The following is a 17,546-nucleotide window of genomic DNA, read 5'->3' on the forward strand; positions in this document are numbered from 1 at the left end:
GGGTAGCGTTGGCCGCATGGCTCGCGCAATCGTCTACACCGAGATCGGCACCCCTGACGTCCTCCACCTCATCGAGATACCCGAGCCCGCCGCGGGGCCGGGCGAGGTCGTCGTCCACATCGAGTCCGCAGGCGTGAACCCGCTGGATGCCAAGCTGCGTCGCGGGGCGCGACCTTCGCCGCCCATCGTCGAGCCTCGCCGTGTCGGGTTCGACGGCGCCGGCGTCGTGGCCGGCATCGGCGAGGGAGTGACCGGATTCGCGATCGGCGATCGAGTCGTGATCGACAACGTGCTGGGCACGTACGCGACCGCGCTCGCGGTGCCCGTGTCCAAGGTCTTCCGCCTCTCCGACGGCGTCACGACAGCCGAGGGAGCAGCCCTCGGCATCCCGATCGGCACCGCCTATCAGTGCCTGCGCTCGCTGGGCGTCTCCAAGGGCGACACCCTGCTCGTGCACGCCGGTTCGGGTGCGGTCGGCCAGGCCGCCGTCCAGTTCGCCGTGCTCTGGGGCGCAAAGGTCATCGCCACCGGCAGCCCGGAGCGCTTCGATCAGCTGCGCTCGCTCGGCGCCGAACCGGTCGCGTACGGCGAAGGGCTCACCGAGAGGGTGCGCGACCTCACCCCCGAGGGGGTCACGGTCGCCCTCGACTGCGCCGGGACAGACGAGGCGATCCGCACCTCGCTCGCTCTCGTCGAGGACAGCGCGCGGATCGCGACGATCGTCCGCGGCCCTGATGCCGCGGACTTCGGCATCAGGGCGTTCTCAGGTGGCAGCCCGGTCCCGCTCACCGAGCAGGAGCAGGCCTGGCGCCAGGAGGCGATCCCGCTGACGATCAACCTCATCGAGGCGGGCGACTTCCAGGTCGAGCTGGGCCCTGAGCTCCCCCTCGCCGACGCGGCGACGGCGCACGAGCTGATCGAGCGGCACGCGGCGAACGGCAAGATCATCCTCGTGCCCTGAGACGCACGGCGACGCACGCCGCAACAGTTCGACACACGACGGGCGTCGGCGCGGCGCGCGGAGCATCATGAGCACATGACTTCCCCGTGTGCCGCGCCGACGCCGGCTTTCGCGACCGCGCAGGTGCAGGCCGGCTATCAGCCGACCGGGGTGATCAGCGCAGTCCCGCCGATCCACCAGACCGCCGCATACGAATTCGCATCGCTCGCCGAGGCGGCCGACCTGTTCGCGCTTCGGCGCCCCGGCATCATCTACGGGCGCAACGCCAACCCCACCCAGCAGATCCTCGAGGAGCGGGTCGCGCTGCTCGAGGGCGGTGTCAGCGCGGTGGCCGTCGCCTCGGGCCAGGCCGCCGTGGCGGTGACGATCCTCGCGCTCGTGCATCGCGGCGGACACATCGTGGCCGCCGACCAGCTCTACGGCGGCACCATCGATCTGCTGCAGGAGACCCTCGACGACTTCGGCATCTCGGTCACCTTCGTCGACCAGGACGACATCGACGCCTGGCGGGAGGCGATCACACCGCGCACCCGGCTGCTGTTCGCCGAGTCGGTGGCGAACCCCATCGCCCAGGTCCTCGACATCCGCGCGGTCGCCGATGTCGCTCACACGGCCGGCGTGCCGCTCGTCATCGACAACACCGTCGGCACCCCCCACCTCGTTCGCCCCGGCGAGCACGGCGCGGACTTCGTCGTGCATTCGGCCACCAAGTTCCTCTCGGGACACGGCAGCTCGCTGGGCGGGGTCGTGGTGGATCAGGGCAGCTTCGACTTCGGAGCGGAGCCGGCGCGATGGCCGCAGTTCGCCGGCCCCTACACCCGGTTCGGCGACCTCGTGCTGTGGGAGCGGTTCGGGCAGGGGCACGCGTTCGCGGCCCTCGTGAAGTCGAAGTACGTGCACGACCTCGGGCCGTCGCTCTCTCCGTTCAACGCCTGGCAGATCCTGCAGGGCATCGAGACGCTCGACCTCCGTGTCTCCCGTCAGTCGACGACGGCCCGGCTGATCGCCGAGCACCTGGCGCAGCATCCGGCCGTCGCCCGGGTGCACCACCCCGCGCTGGACGACAATCCGTGGCACGCGCTCGCGGCGCGGTACCTGCCGAACGGCGCCCCCTCGGTCTTCTCGTTCGACCTCGTCGGCGAGGAGGACGAGGGCGCGTTCGCGAGAGTCGCGAGCGTGGTCGACGAACTGCGGGTGTTCCGTCTCGTCGCCAACATCGGCGACGCGCGCAGCATGGTCGCCCACCCGGCGTCCATGACCCACTCGCACCTGACTCCGGCGCAGCGCGCAGCCGCAGGGATCTCGCTGAACACGGTGCGGGTCTCGGCCGGCCTCGAGGACCCGGCCGACCTGATCGCCGATCTGGACCGCGTGCTCGCGCCGCTGCTCGCCGACGCCCTCATCGGCGCACGCTGACTTCAGACCGATGGGGTCGAGCACCCCGATACGCTGATTCCATGACCGGACTCCGATGGGGCATCCTCGCCACCGGCGGCATCGCGACCGCCTTCGCATCCGACCTGCGCACCGCAGGGCTCGACCTCGTCGCGGTGGGATCGCGCACCCAGGAATCGGCCGACGCCTTCGCCGCCAGGTTCGAGATCCCCCGGGCGCACGGCTCGTACATCGACCTGGCCGAAGACCCCGAGGTCGACATCATCTACGTCGCCACCCCGCACCCGATGCACCATGAGGACGCCAGACTCGCTCTGCAGAACGGCAAGCACGTTCTCGTCGAGAAGGCCTTCACTCTCAACCGCGCCGAGGCCGAGGACCTGCGCCGGCTCGCCGCCGAGAGGGGGCTGCTCGCCATGGAGGCCATGTGGACCCGCTATCTGCCGCACATGGCGCGCATCCGCGAGATCATCGCCGCGGGCAGCCTCGGCGAGATCCGCTCGGTGTCGGCGGACCATACCCAGAGCCTGCCCACCGACCCCGCCCACCGGCTGAACGACCTCGCCCTCGGCGGCGGCGCCCTGCTCGATCTGGGCATCTACCCGATCTCGTTCGTCTGGGACGTGCTGGGCGAGCCGGTCGGCATCACCGCGTCGGGTCGTCTGGTCGACACGGGCGCGGATGCCGAGGTCGCGACGATCATGACCCACGCCGGAGGCGCGATCTCGACCACCCTGTCGTCATCGCGCACCGCAGGACCGAACACGGCCGTCGTGCTCGGCACCGAGGCGCGGATCGAGATCGACCGCGTCTGGTACTCCCCCACCTCGTTCCGCGTGGTGGCACCAGACGGCACGATCATCGAGCGGTACGAGTCGAGCGTCGAGGGACGCGGCATGCAGTTCCAGGCTCTCGCCGCCGAGGCCGCCATCGCATCCGGCGACACCGCCGGATCGCAGCTGGCCCTTCCGACCGCGGAGTCGGTCGCGATCATGGGAACCCTCGACGAGGTGCGCCGCCAGATCGGCGTCGTCTACCCGAGCGAGAGCTGACATGGCCGAGACCCCGGGCCGCGTGGCCGTCTATCTCGACTTCGACAACATCGTCATCTCCTGGTACGACCGCGTGCACGGTCGCAACGCATACGGCAAGGACCGACAGCGCATCGCGGAGAACCCGAACGACGCAGAGGTCGTCGAACGCCTCAGGCAGGCGACGATCGAAGTCGGCGCGATCATCGATTACGCGTCGTCCTTCGGCACCCTCGTGCTCACCCGCGCCTATGCCGACTGGTCGTCACCGGTGAACGCCGAGTACCGGTCGCAGCTGGTCGCGAGAGCCGTCGACCTCGTGCAGCTGTTCCCCGCCGCGGCCTACGCCAAGAACGGGGCGGACATCCGCCTCGCGGTGGATGCCGTCGAAGACATGTTCCGCCTGCCGGATCTGACCCATGTCGTCATCGTCGCGGGCGACAGCGACTACGTGCCGCTCGCGCAGCGGTGCAAGCGGCTCGGCCGCTACGTGATCGGGGTGGGCGTGGCCGGTTCGACGGCGAAGTCGCTCGCCGCCGCATGCGACGAATTCGAGTCGTACGACTCGCTGCCCGGCGTCGTCCGCCCGGTCGCCGACGCCCCGGCCGCGGACTCCGCGAAGGAGAAGCCCGAGCCCAAGAGCGCAGCGAGAACACGCCGCACGCGTACCGCGGCGCCCAAGCAGGACGACCAGACTGAGGCGACCTCGCTGCTCGTGCGGGCGCTGCGTCTCGGGCATGACAAGGCAGACGCCGACGAGTGGCTGCACGCCTCAGCGGTGAAGACGCAGATGCGGCGCATGGACCCCTCGTTCAGCGAGAAGGCGCTGGGGTATCGCTCGTTCAACGACTTCCTGCGGTCTCGCGACGACGTCGCGGAGCTCGAAGAGAGCGGGCACGAGCGGCTGGTGCGCCTGCAGGAGCGGTGACCCTGTCGTCTCGCCGAGCGGGTTGCTAGGCTGACGGGCACGTCTGGGGGACGAAGCCGGGGACGCATCTCGAAGAGGAGACGTCATGCTGAGAAGACCTGCCCATCGCGTCGCAGCCGCAGCCGCCGCCGTCGCGCTGACCGCCGCACTGACGCCGACGGCCGCATCAGCGGCATCGCAGAGCACCGGAAGCCCCGGCTCGCCTCCCGGCACCGAGCGTCTCGCCGAGCGGTACGTGGAGAGCGCGCTCGAGTCGATGACGCTCGAAGAGAAGATCGGGCAGCTCTTCATCCTGTTCGCATATGGCCCCGCCGTCGACTCGGCCGACGCGCGCAACACGGGGCTGTACGGCGAGGCCAGCGCGGCCGAGATCGTCGACGAGTACGAGCCGGGCGGGTTCATCCTGTTCTCGGCGCGCGACAATGTGACGGATCCCGAGCAGGTCGCCAGGCTCTCGAACGGGCTGCAGGAGGCGGCGATGGATGCCGGCGCCGGCATCCCGATGCTGATCAGCACCGATCAGGAGCAGGGCCTCGTCACCCGCATCGGCTCGCCGGCGACGCTCTTCCCCGGCAACATGGCACTGGGCGCGGGTCGCAGTGCGAAGGACACCAGGCGGGCTGCCGCGATCACGGGGCAGGAGCTGCTCGCCATGGGCATCCACCAGAACAACGCCCCGGACGCCGACGTCAACGTGAATCCGGACAACCCCGTGATCGGTGTGCGCAGCTTCTCGTCCGACCCCGATCTCGTCTCGCTGCTCACCGCCGCCGCGGTGCGCGGCTACCAGGACGACGCCGGCATCGTCGCCACCGCCAAGCACTTTCCCGGGCACGGCGACACCGCCACCGATTCGCACACCGGGCTCCCGGTGATCACCCACACCCTCGAGGAGTGGCAGCAGATCGACGCGCCGCCGTTCGAGGCCGCGATCGCCGCGGGCGTCGACTCGATCATGACCGCGCACATCGTGGTGCCCTCGCTCGACGACAGCGGCGACCCCGCCACGCTCTCGAAGAAGATCGTCACGGGCCAGCTGCGCGAGGCGCTCGGGTTCGATGGCGTCATCGTCACCGACGGACTCGAGATGGCGGCGGTGCGCCAGAAGTACGGCGATGGCGAGGTGGCCGTGCGCGCCATCGAGGCCGGCGTCGACCAGCTGCTGCTGCCCGCTGATCCGCCCGCGGCGTACGACGCCATCGAGGCGGCTCTCGACTCCGGTCGACTCACCGAGGAGCGCATCGACGAGTCGGTCGCCCGCATCCTGAAGATGAAGTACGACCAGGGCGTCATCAAGCGACCGACCGTAGAGGTCGACAAGGTCATGAACGTCGTCGGACGCCAGGGAAGCCTGCGAGCCGCAGAGAAGATCACCGATCGCACCACCACCCTCGTGCGCAACGAGGGCGATGCGCTGCCCGTGTCGGTCGACGGCAAGACCGTGCTGGTCACCGGCTACGGCGAGGTGACCGGTCGCGCACTCGCCGCTGAGCTGACGGCACGCGGAGCCACCGTCACCACGCTGCCCACCGGAACCGCCCCCTCGGCGGGGCTGATCACGCAGGCCGCAGAGGCCGCGGCTCAGCACGATGTGACTGTCGTGCTCACAAACGGAGTCACCGCGACCAGCACGCAGAAGCAGCTCGTCGCCGCTCTCGACGCCACCGACAGCCATCTCGTCGTCGCGGGGGTGCGCAACCCCTACGACATCAACCAGCTGCCCGGCGTCGACAACTTCATCGCCACATATTCATACGCGGCTCCGGCGCTCGCGTCGCTCGCGAAGGTGATCACCGGCGAGATCGAGCCGCAGGGTGCGCTGCCTGTCGACATCTACGCCGGCGACGGCTCCGGTGAGGTCCTCTACCCGTTCGGCCACGGACTGGGCCGGTGACCGGCATGGGCATCAGCAGACGAGGAGTGTTCCGCGCCGCCGGCCTCGCCGCGGCGAGCGCCGCGGGCGTGGTCGCCACCGGAGGGTCGGCGTTCGCCGCCGGCAAGCCGGACCAGCCGGGGAAGCCGAAGGGTCCCGGTAAGGGCCGCCCCGTGCGAACCGGCGCCGACGTCGCTGCGGCCGACGGGTGGCGGGTCTTCGCCGGGCGTCGCGTCGGGGTCATCACCAACCCCACCGGCGTGCTCGAGGACTTCACGAGCATCGTCGACGACATGGTGGCGCACGATGTGGACCTGCGCGCGGTGTTCGGGCCTGAGCACGGATTCCGCGGCACCGCTCAGGCGGGTGAGGCCGAGGAGACCTCGATCGATCCGCGCACAGGCGTGACGGTCTACGACGCCTACGGCGCATCGGTCGCGACGTTCGCCGACTTCTTCGTCCAGTCCGGGGTCGACACCGTCGTGTTCGACATCCGCGACGTCGGTGTGCGCTTCTACACCTACATCTGGACGATGTGGACGGCCATGCAGGCTGCAGCGCAGAGCGGAGATCTGCGCTTCGTCGTGCTCGACCGCCCGAATCCGCTCGGCGGCAGGGCGCGCGGGCCGGTGCTGCAGCCGGGCTTCACGTCGGGCGTGGGGCTGCTCGAGATCGCGCAGCAGCACGGCATGACCGTCGGAGAGCTTGCTCGATACTTCAATGCGACCTTCATGGAGCGTGCGGGCCAGACGCCGCTGAGCGACCTGCAGGTGGTCGAGGTCGAGGGCTGGCGGCGTCAGATGGTCGGGCCCGATCAGGCCGACCGCTGGATCCCCCCGTCACCCAACATGCCCACGCCGCAGACCGCGGTGCTCTACCCCGGCACCGGCATGGTCGAGGCCACCGACTGGTCGGAAGGACGAGGAACGACCCGTCCCTTCGAACTGATCGGTGCTCCGTACCTCGATCACCGCTGGGCTGCGGCGCTGAACGAGCGGGGCCTCGCCGGTGTCGAGTTCCGCGAGGCGTACTTCACCCCGACCTTCTCGAAGAACGCCGGCACGGTGTGCGCGGGTGTGCAGGTGCACATCATGGACGCCGAGAAGGTCGATGCCATCGCGGTGGGCACCCACATGCTCGTCGAGGCGCGCCGCCTCTACCCCGAGTTCTCGTGGCGGGGCGACGGCGGAAGATGGATCGGTCTGCTGACCGGATCGGGGCGGTTCCAGCAGCAGCTCGAGGCCGGGGCAACGGCTGATGAGATCATCGCGGCATGGCAGCCGGAGCTCGCCCGGTTCAGGGAGGACACCCGACCGCACCTGCTCTACCCTGGGCCGCGCGAGTAGTCTCGAAGCATGGATCACGTGCCCCAGTCGCCCTACCTGCGGGCGCTGGGCGAGCAGCGGCCGGCCCTCCACCCGGCACTGAGCACGTACTTCTCGCCGGTGCCTCGCGGACGCGTCGGCATCGGCGAGGGCGTGTTCGAGCGGGTCGGCACACCTCGCCGCTGGCTGTGGCCGATCCTCCGGCTGCTGCAGGACGGCGGGGCGGTGCTCGCCGGATGGCACGAGCAGGTTCCGTTCACCATCCGCAATCGCACGATCGCCGGCCGTGCGGTCAGCGTGCGCACGCTGCACCTTCCCGATGGCGACTGGGTGATGAAGGACACGGTGACCGCAGGGCCGGGTGGCCGCGTGATCGATCAGATCGGAGAGCCGACGACCCTCGCGGTGTCGTTCGACGTCGCCGTCGACGAGCACGCCCTCACCCTGCGCAGCCGGGCGATGGGCGTACGGCTCGCGGGAGTGCGCGTGCGTCTGCCGCGTCTGCTCGCGCCCGTCGTGCGGCTGCGGGAGAGCGCCGAGAAGCAGGCGGGTCTGCAGCGCGTCGAGCTCACGGTCGACGCCCCGCTGATCGGCCGGATCTACGAGTACGCGGGCACGTTCACGTTCCGAGTCGAGCAGGAGCGGGTGTGACGCGGGTCGTCATCGGCGGCTCCACCGGTTTCATCGGCAGGCACCTGCTGCAGAAGTACCGCACGGAGGGACGCGAGGTGGTGACGATCTCGCGTTCGGGCGCCGATCTGACCTGGCACGACCAGTCGGGCATCGATGCGGCGGTCGACGGGGCGGCACTGGTCGTGGGACTCGCGGGCAAGAGCGTCAACTGCCGCTACACGCCCGCGAATCGGGCGGAGATCTTCCGCTCCCGGCTCGACACCACCGCAGCGCTCAGCACGGCGATCCGCCGCGCGAGCGCGCCGCCGCCGCTGTGGGTGAACTCCTCGACCGCGACGATCTACCGTCATGCCGAGGACCGCCCGATGACCGAGTCGACGGGCGAGCTCGGCACCGGGTTCTCGGTGGATGTCGCGAGGGCGTGGGAGCAGACGCTGATGGCGGATGCCCTGCCTGCGACGCGCCGCGTGGCGCTGCGCACCGCGATCGTGCTCGGCGACGCCGGCGTGCTCGGCCCCCTGCGGCGCCTGGCGCGGTTCGGTCTCGGCGGTACCCAGCTCGACGGATGGTGGCCGGTGCCCGCCTCCCGCATCGCGGCGGGCACAGCACACCTGCCCGGCGCGCGCGGCGGTCGGCAGCGGTTCAGCTGGATCCACGTCGACGATGTGCTCGGCATCATCGACTTCCTCGAGGGGCATCCGGCACTCGACGGACCGGTCAACGCCTCCGCCCCGAATCCGGTCGACAACCGCTCGTTCATGGCCGCGGTCCGGCGGGCCGTCGGCGCCCGCATCGGCCCGCCGATGCCGCGATGGATGCTCGAGATCGGCGCCATGGGCATCCGGACCGAGACGGAGCTGATCCTGAAGAGCCGGTGGGTGCTGCCGGAGAAGCTGCTCGCGGCGGGGTACCGGTTCCGGCATCCGGATCTCGATAAGGCGCTGCGCGCATCCCTCGCGAGCTGACCTCAATCCGAGACGACTGCACGGCGCTGCTGACGCAGCGCGGGCAGGTAGCCGACCGCACCGAGCATGCTGAACGCGCCGGCCGCGACGATCGCGACGGTGGTGCTCGTCGTCTCGGCGAGCGGCATGAGCACGAGCAGCCCCAGGCTGTATGCGCCTCCCGCGATCATCGAGTTGATCGAGAGCGCCATGGCCCTCGTCTCCGCTGCGCTCTGCCTGTGCAGCAGGGCGTTGTGCAAGGGCCCCGCGCCGCCGTGCGTGAGATAGGCGAGCCCGTACCCGACGAGCAGTCCGACCGGCCCTGCCGCGATCCCCATGACCACCACGACCGCACCGTTGAGGATCCGCATCGCGATGGCGGCCCCTGCAGGGCCGAGCCACCGGCGCACGAGCACGACCGATGACGACCCGATCGCGAAAAGGCCCCAGGCGACTGCCGACGCCGGGCCGAAGACCGCGGCGGCGGCGCTCTCCGACCCGAGCTGCTCTGTGAGGCGGATCGGAGCGAGCGACTCGAATGCGATCATCGCGATGCTCCAGAACACCTCGACGAGCACCAGGCCTCGAAGCACGCCCGATCCCCGCAGCAGCCGCAGCCCGCCTCGCATCGCGAGTGGCGTCTCGCGCACTGCGAAGGCCAGCGATGCGCGTTCGCGATGCGGCTCGCGCACGAGCGCTGCCACCAGCACACCGAAAACGGCGTAGACCGCGGTCGAGACCGTGAACGGCAGCACCAGCGCCGACTGCCCAGGCAGAGGATGCCAGGCGACGAGCGCACCGCCGAGCGCAGCTCCAGCGGCGATGGTGATTCCCAGCGCGGCCGCCGCGCGCCCGAGGGGCGCGTCGAGCTCGGCATCCGGGTCGTCGGCGAGCGCGGCGTCGACGAACCACGCCTCGAGCGGACCCGAGTCGACAGCACGGAAGACCCCCTGCAGCACGAGGGCGATGGCGAAGACGGCGAACGACTCGGCGATCAGGAACACCCAGGTCGACGCCACGGCGAGCATCGCGCCGGCGAGCAGCAGCGGGCGCCGACCGATCGCGTCGGCCAGCCCTCCTGTGGGCAGCTCTAGCCCGAGCACGACGAAGCCCTGCAGCGACATCAGCACGCCGATCTCGGCGAGGTTGAGTCCTCTCTCGAGGGGCAGCAGCACGGTCATCCCGAAGGTGATGCCTGCGGGCAGCCATCGTACGGCCGTGAGCAGCAGGTACCGTCGCTCAGCCTGCTTTCGCGTCAGAGTGCTCACGATCGGGTGCCGCTCTCGTCCGATAGGCCGCCGCTCTCAGTCGGGTCCGCGACTGCCGCACCCGCGCCGGTCGAGAACTCGAGGGGTGAGGCGTGCGTGGTGACGTGCACCCTGATGGCGTCGGGCGCACCGGCGCCCGCTGCGCGATAGCGCTCGAGCAGCGCGCCCATCTCGGCCTGGAGGGCTGCCGCCTGCTGCGGGGTCACCTCGACGACCGTGTCGCTGAGTCCGAGACCGTCGCGCCATGCCGCGGGCCAGTCGGGAGCGGCGGCCTCCCAGCGCTCGGCGCGCTCGATGAAGTCGCGCAGGTAGGCGCGCTGAAGCCACCCCACGGCCGCAGCCGCATCGGGTCGGTCGTCGAAGTCCGACGGCGCCCAGGAGTGGAAGTCGCTCGTAGCCCGCCACTCTCTGCGTCGCCCGACACCCTCCCCCGTGTCGGCCACCAGTCCGACGGCGGCCAACTGACGAAGGTGGTAGCTCGTCGCGCCGGAATTCGTGTGGAGCAGCCTGGCGAGGTCTGTCGCCGTGGCGGGGCCGCCCATGCGCAACAGGCCGGGGATGCGCGCCCGCAGCGGGTGCGCGAGAACACGGATCTGCCGTTCGTCGAGGCGGATGCCGCGTTCGTCCTGTTCGGTCACGCTCTCAGAATGACACCGCCCTGTGCTATGCACAAGTTATTTGCATAGATTCTTTGCATAGCGATCATGCAGAGACGCCCTGGCGTCGGGGCGCCGGCTCAGTCGTCGGCCACGCTGTCGCCGCGCTCCTTCTTGCGCTTCTCGATCTCCTGCCGCAGCCGCCACTCCTCGATCTCCCGATCGAGGTCGGCGATCTGCTGCTCGGTGGTGCGCTGATCGGCGGGCGGCGCGGCAGCGACAGGGGGCGCCGCCGCGTCGCGGCGCGCGGGACGGCCGAGACGGATGCCGCCCTCGGGGTATTCGCGCCCCAGCGCGAACCACAGCACGCTCCCCAGGAACGGCAGCAGGACGACCAGCAGCAGCCACACGAACTTCGGCATGAACCGCACCTGGCTGTCGTCGCGGCGGATGATGTCGACGAGGGCGAACACCATCAGCGCGATGACGATCAGGGTGAACAGGAACGGCATGATCTCAGAGTAGACGACCCGTGCGGGGCCGGCTCCGTCACTCCGCGCCGGTGGCGACGGGGCGCCCAGGTGTGTTCGACCAGGCGCTCCACGACCCCGGGTACACCGTCACGTCGCGGCCGACCAGCGTGCCGGCGAGGGCGAGCTGCGCGGCGGTGATGCCCGACCCGCAGTACGCGGCGATCGCCGTGCCCTCCTCCGCCCCGACGGCGTCGAAGGCCGCCGCGATGTCGGCTGCAGAGCGGAACCGTCCGTCCTCGGTGAGCACTCGGGCGATGGGCAGGTTCTTCGCGCCGGGGATGTGCCCCGCGATCGGATCGTACGGCTCGGTCTCTCCGCGATAGCGCTCCGCCGCCCTTGCGTCGAGCAGCACACCGGCATCCGGCCACGTGCCGGCCGAGCGCGTGTCGATGATGCCGCTGTCGCCCGGCGAGCCGAGCACCACATCGCCTTCCGGCACCGTCGTCTCGCCGGTCTCGACCTCGCCGCCCGCGGCGAGCCAGGCGCGCCATCCGCCGTCGAGCACCCGCACGTCGAGACCGGCGCGGCGCAGCGCCCACCAGGCGCGAGACGCGGGAAGCATCCGGTCGTCGTCGTAGACCACGACCGGCACGTCTCGGCGCACTCCCCATCGGCGCGCGGCCGCGGCGAGCGCCGCGTCGTCGGGTAGCGGGTGCCGGCCCTCGTGCGGCTCACCGTGGCGACTGAGGTCGCGTGTGACGTCGAGGAAGACGGCACCGGGGATGTGACCGGCGAGGTACTGCTCGCGCCCGTCGGTGCGGCCGAGCGACCAGCGGGCGTCGAGGACGAGCGTCTCGGCGAGGCCGGCGCGCAGCTCGTCGGCGGAGATCAGCGGGTGCATAGGCCCTCCTCTATGGGCTCGGATCCGTTCGGGACCCCGACCGGACTCGGACCGGTCCCGGACCGGCCTCCTGGTTCATCAGGGGACGATGTGCCCGCCTGTGCGGAACAGCTCGTACCACTCGGATCGGGTCAGCTCGACGTCGGCGCCCGCCGCCGCGTCGATCACGCGCTGCGGGGTGGTCGTTCCGAGCACAACCTGCATCCGCGCCGGGTGGCGGGTGATCCACGCCGTGGCGATCGCCGTCGGCGTCACGCGGTACTTCGTCGCGAGCCGGTCGATGACCGCATTCAGCTCGGAGTGCTTCGGGTTTCCCAGGAAGACCCCGTCGAAGAATCCCGCTTGGAAGGGCGACCACGCCTGAACGGTGATCGCGTTGATGCGGCAGTACTCGACGATGCCGCCGCCGTCGCGGACGACGCTCTGCTCCTCCCCTGCCATGTTCATCGCCATCCCCTGGGCGATGACCGGAGAGTGGGTGATCGACAGCTGCAGCTGGTTCGCGACGAGGGGCTGCGTGACCGCCGTCCGCAGCAGATCGATCTGCCGCGGCGTGTGGTTCGACACACCGAACGCGCGCACCTTCCCCGCGGCCTCGAGTTCGTCGAAGGCCCTGGCGACCTCGTCGGGCTCGACCAGGGCATCAGGGCGGTGCAGCAGCAGCACGTCGATGTAGTCGGTGCGCAGAGCCGCCAGCGACCCATCCACCTGGGTCATGATGTGCTCGTACGAGAAGTCGAACATCTGCTGCGACGGAACGATGCCGCACTTGGTCTGCAGCACGATCTCCTCCCGCTCCGCCGCGCTGAGCTGCAGGGCCGAGGCGAAGCGATCCTCGCAGACGTGCATGGCGCCGCCGTAGATGTCGGCGTGATCGAAGAAGTCGATCCCCGCCGAGCGGGCGGTGTCGTACAGCTCGCGGACCTCTGCATCCGTCTTGTCGGGGATGCGCATCATTCCGGCGATCACCGCGGGCGCGTTGCGGGTTCCGAACGGCACTGTCTTCATCGTTCCTCCTGGTCCGCAGACCACGCTACCGTCCTGTGCCGACGATGACATCGACGGCACGACGGCAGGGCTCCGGCGCTAACGTTGCTTGCATGAGCGCACCGATCGATCCCACGTCCACATCCGCCTGGGCTGAGCTGTCGGCCATAAGCGACTCGTTCTCACCCGACCTGCGTGCATGGTTCGACGAGGATCCGACTCGCGTCGAGCGCCTGTCGCTGCCCCTCGCCGATCTGCACGTCGACCTGTCGAAGAACCTGGTCACCGATGAGATCGTCGCTTCCCTCGTGCGCCTGGCCGAGCAGACCGGCGTCGCCGAGCGCTACGAGGCGATGCTCGACGGCGCGCACATCAACACGACAGAGGATCGCGCCGTGCTGCACACCGCGCTGCGCCGCCCTGAGGGCGCGACGCCTGCGCTCGTCGTCGACGGCCAGGACGTGGATGCCGATGTGCAGGCTGTGCTGACGTCGCTGTCGGCGTTCGCCGACCGGGTGCGCTCAGGCGACTGGCGCGGCGTGACCGGCAAGAAGGTCACCCACGTCGTGAACATCGGCATCGGCGGATCGGATCTCGGACCGGTGATGGTCTACGAGGCGCTGAAGCCGTACGCCGACGCCGGGATCGAGGCGCGCTTCGTGTCGAACATCGACCCGACCGACATCGCGCAGAAGACCACGGACCTCGACCCCGAGACGACGCTGTTCATCGTCGCTTCGAAGACCTTCACCACTCTCGAGACCCTGACCAATGCGCGCCTCGCACGCGACTGGCTGTGGGCCGGTCTCTCGGCATCCGGTGCGATGGAAGACGACGACGCGAGCCGCAAGGGTGCCGTCGCGCACCATTTCGTCGCGGTATCGACCGCCCTCGACAAGGTCGAGGCCTTCGGCATCGATCCGAAGAACGCGTTCGGCTTCTGGGACTGGGTCGGGGGTCGCTACTCGGTCGACTCGGCGATCGGGCTGTCGCTCGCGATCGTCTTCCGGCCGGCTGCATTCCGTGAGCTGCTCGCAGGCTTCCACGCCGTCGACGAGCACGTGCGCACCACACCGCTCGCGCAGAACGTGCCCGTGCTCATGGGGCTCCTCAACGTCTGGTATGTGAACTTCCTCGGGGCGCAGTCGCACGCCGTGCTGCCGTACGCCCAGCAGCTCAGCCGGTTCGCCGCTTACCTGCAGCAGCTGACCATGGAGTCCAACGGCAAGTCGGTGCGCTGGGACGGCTCGCCCGTCACGACCGACACCGGCGAGGTGTTCTGGGGCGAGCCCGGCACCAACGGCCAGCACGCCTTCTATCAGCTGATCCACCAGGGCACGCGTCTCATCCCCGCAGACTTCATCGCCTTCGTGAATCCGGCGTACCCGCTCGCCGACGACGGCCGCGACGTGCACGGCCTGTTCCTGGCGAACTTCCTCGCGCAGACCAAGGCGCTCGCGTTCGGCAAGACGGCAGAGGAGGTCGAGGCCGAGGGCACCACCGGAGCGCTGGTCGCCGCACGCACGTTCCCCGGGAACCGCCCGACGACGTCGATCTTCGCACCGTCGCTGACCCCGGGCGTACTCGGCCAGCTCATCGCCCTGTACGAGCACATCACGTTCACGCAGGGCGTGATCTGGGGCATCAACTCCTTCGACCAGTGGGGTGTCGAGCTGGGCAAGCAGCTCGCCCTGCAGATCGCCCCGGCGATCGAGGGAGATACGGATGCCCTGGCCGCGCAGGACCCCTCGACCAAGGCCCTGCTCGCGTACTACCAGGCGAACCGGAAGCGCTGAGCCGGGCGGTCGAACTCCCGCTTCCTCCGGCGAGAAGCGCTCAGCGGGTAGCGCATCGCCCCGGCATCCGAAAGGCCCTGCACGGCATCCGGCGTCAGCGCGTACCGTGCCCGGCATGGATGACACGCTCAGCGCCCTTCTGATCAACTGCACCCTCAAGCCGTCGCCGGCCGGATCGAGCACCCATGTGCTGGGAGAGCAGGTGCTGAACGCCCTTGCCGAGCACGGGGTGGCGGCCGACCGCATCCGAGCGGTCGACCACGACATCCGCCCCGGCGTGCAGACCGACATGGGGCATGGCGATGAGTGGCCCGACCTGCGCGCACGAGTGCTCGCAGCCGACATCCTCGTGTTCGCGACGCCGACATGGCTCGGTCAGCACTCCAGCGTCGCCCAGAGGGTGCTCGAGCGGCTGGATGCCGAGCTCAGCGAGACCGACGATGCGGGTCGGCCGATCCTCTTCGACAAGGTCGCGCTGGCCGTCGTCGTCGGCAACGAGGACGGCGCCCATCACATCGCGGCGATCGTGTTCCAGTCGCTGAACGACGTGGGCTTCACGATCCCCGCACAGGGGTCGATCTACTGGAACGGCGAGGCGATGCAGAAGACCGACTACAAGGATCTTCCCGAGACGCCCGAGAAGGTCGCGCAGTCCATCACGACCGCAGCGGCCAACGCCGCTCACCTTGCCCGGATGCTGAAAGGCACCGGATACCCGCAGGTCTGAGACGCGTGCGTCAGGCCCGGCGGAGCTGCATGGCTGCGGGGCAGTCGAACGGATCGCGCGCGGCGAGCCCGACGCGATTGAGGTACTCGATCACGATCGCGTACGAGCGCAGCAGGTTCGTCTCGGTGTACGGCACACCGTTCGCCGTGCAGTAGTCCCGGACGATGGCGCGGGCCTTCGACAGGTGCGGACGCGGCATGTTCGGGAACAGGTGGTGCTCCACCTGGTAGTTCAGCCCGCCCATCAGCGCGGTGGCCCACCAGCCGCCGGAGATGTTGCGCGAGGTGCGCACCTGCTTCGAGAAGAAGTCGAGCTTTGCATCCGGGTGGATGATCGGCATGCCCTTGTGGTTCGGCGCGAACGACGCCCCCATGTACACGCCGAAGACCGCCAGCATGACGCCGGCGAAGGCGAACGCCATGCCGAGAGGCAGCAGCAGGAAGACGGGCACGAACACGATGGCAGAGCGCAGGGCGATGATGCCGAGCTCGGTCCAGCGGCCCTTGACCGCGCGCTGCGACACGAGGTGCTTGAGACTCAGGTAGTGCAGGTTGAGTCCCTCGAGTGTGAGCAGAGGGAAGAACAGCCACCCCTGCCTGCGGGTGATGATGCGGATGAAGCCGCGTGAGCGCGCCGCGTCCTCATCGAGGAAGGAGATCGTGTCGACCTCGATGTCGGGGTCCTTGCCCACGCGGTTCGGGTTGCCGTGGTGCTTGGTGTGCTTCGAATCCCACCAGGCGTAGCTCATGCCGACGATGCCGGCGAGGACGCGCGCGAGTCGGAAGTTCGCCGGTCCGCCGTCGAGGATCTGCCGATGGGCCGCCTCGTGCGCCAGGAAGGCGACCTGGGTGAAGATGATGCCGAGAGCCGCCGCGATCAGCAGCTGCAGCCAGCTGTCGCCGAGCAGGATGAACCCGGCGACGCAGCCCGCGAATGCGACGGCTATGCCGGCCGCCACGATGATGTAGAACCACGAAGCGCGTCGCAGCAGGCCCGTTTCGCGCACGACCTGCGACACCTGCTTGTAGGCATGCGCCATCGGAGGGAACTCCGCCGTACCGGAGTATGTCTGGCGAATCGGTCCGAGGGTGGCCGCGCCGGGGTCGACGTCGATGTCGAGGGGGGTGGAAGTGATGATCTTCTCCTGCCGATCGGATGCCCTTGAGCTGTGGAAGCCAAGGGCGGATGCCGATCGCTGGTGCCCACGCTACGCGGGTCGGTATGCGGCGCGAGGCATGTGTCGAGCCCTCGCGGATGTCGGTGGCCCCGAGTAGCGTGACCGCGGGGGCGCGCCCGCTCCCGTATCTCGAGGAAGGCGCAGGAACATGGACTGGAAGATCGAGCTCATCTTCGTGCCGGTGACCGATGTCGACCGAGCCAAGGACTTCTACGTGAAGGTCGGGTTCAACGCCGATCACGATCAGCAGGTGAACGACGAGCTGCGCTTCGTGCAGATGACCCCGCCGGGATCGGCGTGCTCGATCGCGTTCGGCACCGGCCTGGGAATCGATCTGCAGCCTGGGCAGCAGAACACGATCCAGGTCGTGGTGCCCGATGCGGATGAGGCGCTCGCTCACCTGCGGTCGGTCGGTGTCGACGCCAGCGGTGTCGACGATCTCGCATGGGGGCGCTTCGTCACCTTCGACGACCCCGACGGCAACACCTGGACTCTGCAGCAGCTGCCCGATTACGGCGCACAGGGCTGATG

At 69.6% G+C, this 17,546-nt stretch carries 17 protein-coding genes; 11 read left to right on the forward strand and 6 right to left on the reverse strand.

What is annotated here, in order from left to right; genetic code table 11:
- Positions 1 to 16: 16 nt before the first annotated feature.
- The 8 genes from FVO59_RS00980 to FVO59_RS01015 all read left to right on the forward strand — a co-directional run bounded on the left by FVO59_RS00980 (position 17) and on the right by FVO59_RS01015 (position 9,111).
- On the forward strand, positions 17 to 961 hold the full coding sequence (locus FVO59_RS00980; protein ID WP_182253769.1) for a quinone oxidoreductase family protein: 945 nt from the start codon (positions 17 to 19) through the stop codon (positions 959 to 961).
- A gap of 75 nt (positions 962 to 1,036) precedes the next feature.
- A complete protein-coding gene (locus FVO59_RS00985; protein ID WP_182253771.1) occupies positions 1,037 to 2,377 on the forward strand; it encodes an O-acetylhomoserine aminocarboxypropyltransferase/cysteine synthase family protein in 1,341 nt (446 codons plus the stop codon).
- 41 nt (positions 2,378 to 2,418) lie between these two features.
- Positions 2,419 to 3,408: a Gfo/Idh/MocA family protein gene (locus FVO59_RS00990; protein WP_182253773.1), complete on the forward strand. Its 990-nt coding sequence runs from the start codon at positions 2,419 to 2,421 to the stop codon at positions 3,406 to 3,408.
- A 1-nt stretch (position 3,409) separates the two neighbouring features.
- Positions 3,410 to 4,315, forward strand: a complete 906-nt coding sequence (locus FVO59_RS00995; RefSeq protein WP_182253775.1) for an NYN domain-containing protein — start codon at positions 3,410 to 3,412, stop codon at positions 4,313 to 4,315.
- An 85-nt stretch (positions 4,316 to 4,400) separates the two neighbouring features.
- A complete protein-coding gene (locus FVO59_RS01000; RefSeq protein ID WP_182253777.1) occupies positions 4,401 to 6,209 on the forward strand; it encodes a glycoside hydrolase family 3 protein in 1,809 nt (602 codons plus the stop codon).
- 5 nt (positions 6,210 to 6,214) lie between these two features.
- Complete coding sequence (locus FVO59_RS01005; protein WP_182253780.1) at positions 6,215 to 7,534, forward strand: exo-beta-N-acetylmuramidase NamZ family protein; 1,320 nt, start codon at positions 6,215 to 6,217, stop codon at positions 7,532 to 7,534.
- Between the two features lie 9 nt (positions 7,535 to 7,543).
- Entirely contained in the window at positions 7,544 to 8,164 is a 621-nt protein-coding gene (locus FVO59_RS01010) for a DUF4166 domain-containing protein (RefSeq protein WP_182253782.1), read from the forward strand.
- Complete coding sequence (locus FVO59_RS01015; RefSeq protein WP_182253784.1) at positions 8,161 to 9,111, forward strand: epimerase; 951 nt, start codon at positions 8,161 to 8,163, stop codon at positions 9,109 to 9,111. Before FVO59_RS01010 ends, FVO59_RS01015 begins: the two co-directional genes overlap by 4 nt.
- 2 nt (positions 9,112 to 9,113) lie before the next feature.
- On the opposite strand, the gene FVO59_RS01020 is transcribed toward FVO59_RS01015, so the two are convergent.
- From FVO59_RS01020 to FVO59_RS01040, 5 genes are all read right to left on the reverse strand, one after another.
- A complete protein-coding gene (locus FVO59_RS01020; protein ID WP_182253786.1) occupies positions 9,114 to 10,358 on the reverse strand; it encodes an MFS transporter in 1,245 nt (414 codons plus the stop codon).
- Positions 10,355 to 10,996: a winged helix-turn-helix domain-containing protein gene (locus tag FVO59_RS01025; protein WP_182253788.1), complete on the reverse strand. Its 642-nt coding sequence runs from the start codon at positions 10,994 to 10,996 to the stop codon at positions 10,355 to 10,357. The genes FVO59_RS01020 and FVO59_RS01025 overlap by 4 nt, the downstream gene beginning before the upstream one ends.
- A 98-nt stretch (positions 10,997 to 11,094) precedes the next feature.
- Positions 11,095 to 11,466, reverse strand: coding sequence for a PLD nuclease N-terminal domain-containing protein (locus FVO59_RS01030; protein ID WP_182253791.1), 372 nt, complete (start codon positions 11,464 to 11,466; stop codon positions 11,095 to 11,097).
- A gap of 37 nt (positions 11,467 to 11,503) precedes the next feature.
- Complete coding sequence (locus FVO59_RS01035) at positions 11,504 to 12,328, reverse strand: sulfurtransferase (protein ID WP_182253793.1); 825 nt, start codon at positions 12,326 to 12,328, stop codon at positions 11,504 to 11,506.
- Between the two features lie 78 nt (positions 12,329 to 12,406).
- Positions 12,407 to 13,336: an aldo/keto reductase gene (locus FVO59_RS01040; RefSeq protein WP_182253795.1), complete on the reverse strand. Its 930-nt coding sequence runs from the start codon at positions 13,334 to 13,336 to the stop codon at positions 12,407 to 12,409.
- Between the two features lie 92 nt (positions 13,337 to 13,428).
- Here FVO59_RS01040 and pgi point away from each other — a divergent pair, with 92 nt between their 5' ends.
- Entirely contained in the window at positions 13,429 to 15,111 is a 1,683-nt protein-coding gene (pgi, locus tag FVO59_RS01045) for a glucose-6-phosphate isomerase (protein ID WP_182253797.1), read from the forward strand.
- A gap of 115 nt (positions 15,112 to 15,226) precedes the next feature.
- A complete protein-coding gene (locus FVO59_RS01050) occupies positions 15,227 to 15,838 on the forward strand; it encodes a flavodoxin family protein (protein ID WP_182253799.1) in 612 nt (203 codons plus the stop codon).
- A 10-nt stretch (positions 15,839 to 15,848) separates the two neighbouring features.
- Here FVO59_RS01050 and FVO59_RS01055 read toward each other — a convergent pair whose 3' ends face one another.
- Positions 15,849 to 16,976 carry a fatty acid desaturase family protein gene (locus FVO59_RS01055; RefSeq protein ID WP_430736342.1) on the reverse strand — a complete coding sequence of 376 codons (1,128 nt, stop codon included), beginning with the start codon at positions 16,974 to 16,976 and terminating at the stop codon, positions 15,849 to 15,851.
- A 187-nt stretch (positions 16,977 to 17,163) separates the two neighbouring features.
- Here FVO59_RS01055 and FVO59_RS01060 point away from each other — a divergent pair, with 187 nt between their 5' ends.
- The gene (locus tag FVO59_RS01060) at positions 17,164 to 17,544 is read left to right on the forward strand and encodes a VOC family protein (RefSeq protein ID WP_182253803.1); all 381 of its coding nucleotides are present in this window, start codon (positions 17,164 to 17,166) and stop codon (positions 17,542 to 17,544) included.
- Positions 17,545 to 17,546 lie beyond the last annotated feature (2 nt).

It is taken from the genome of Microbacterium esteraromaticum (genome assembly GCF_014084045.1).
GTDB lineage: Bacteria > Actinomycetota > Actinomycetes > Actinomycetales > Microbacteriaceae > Microbacterium > Microbacterium esteraromaticum_D.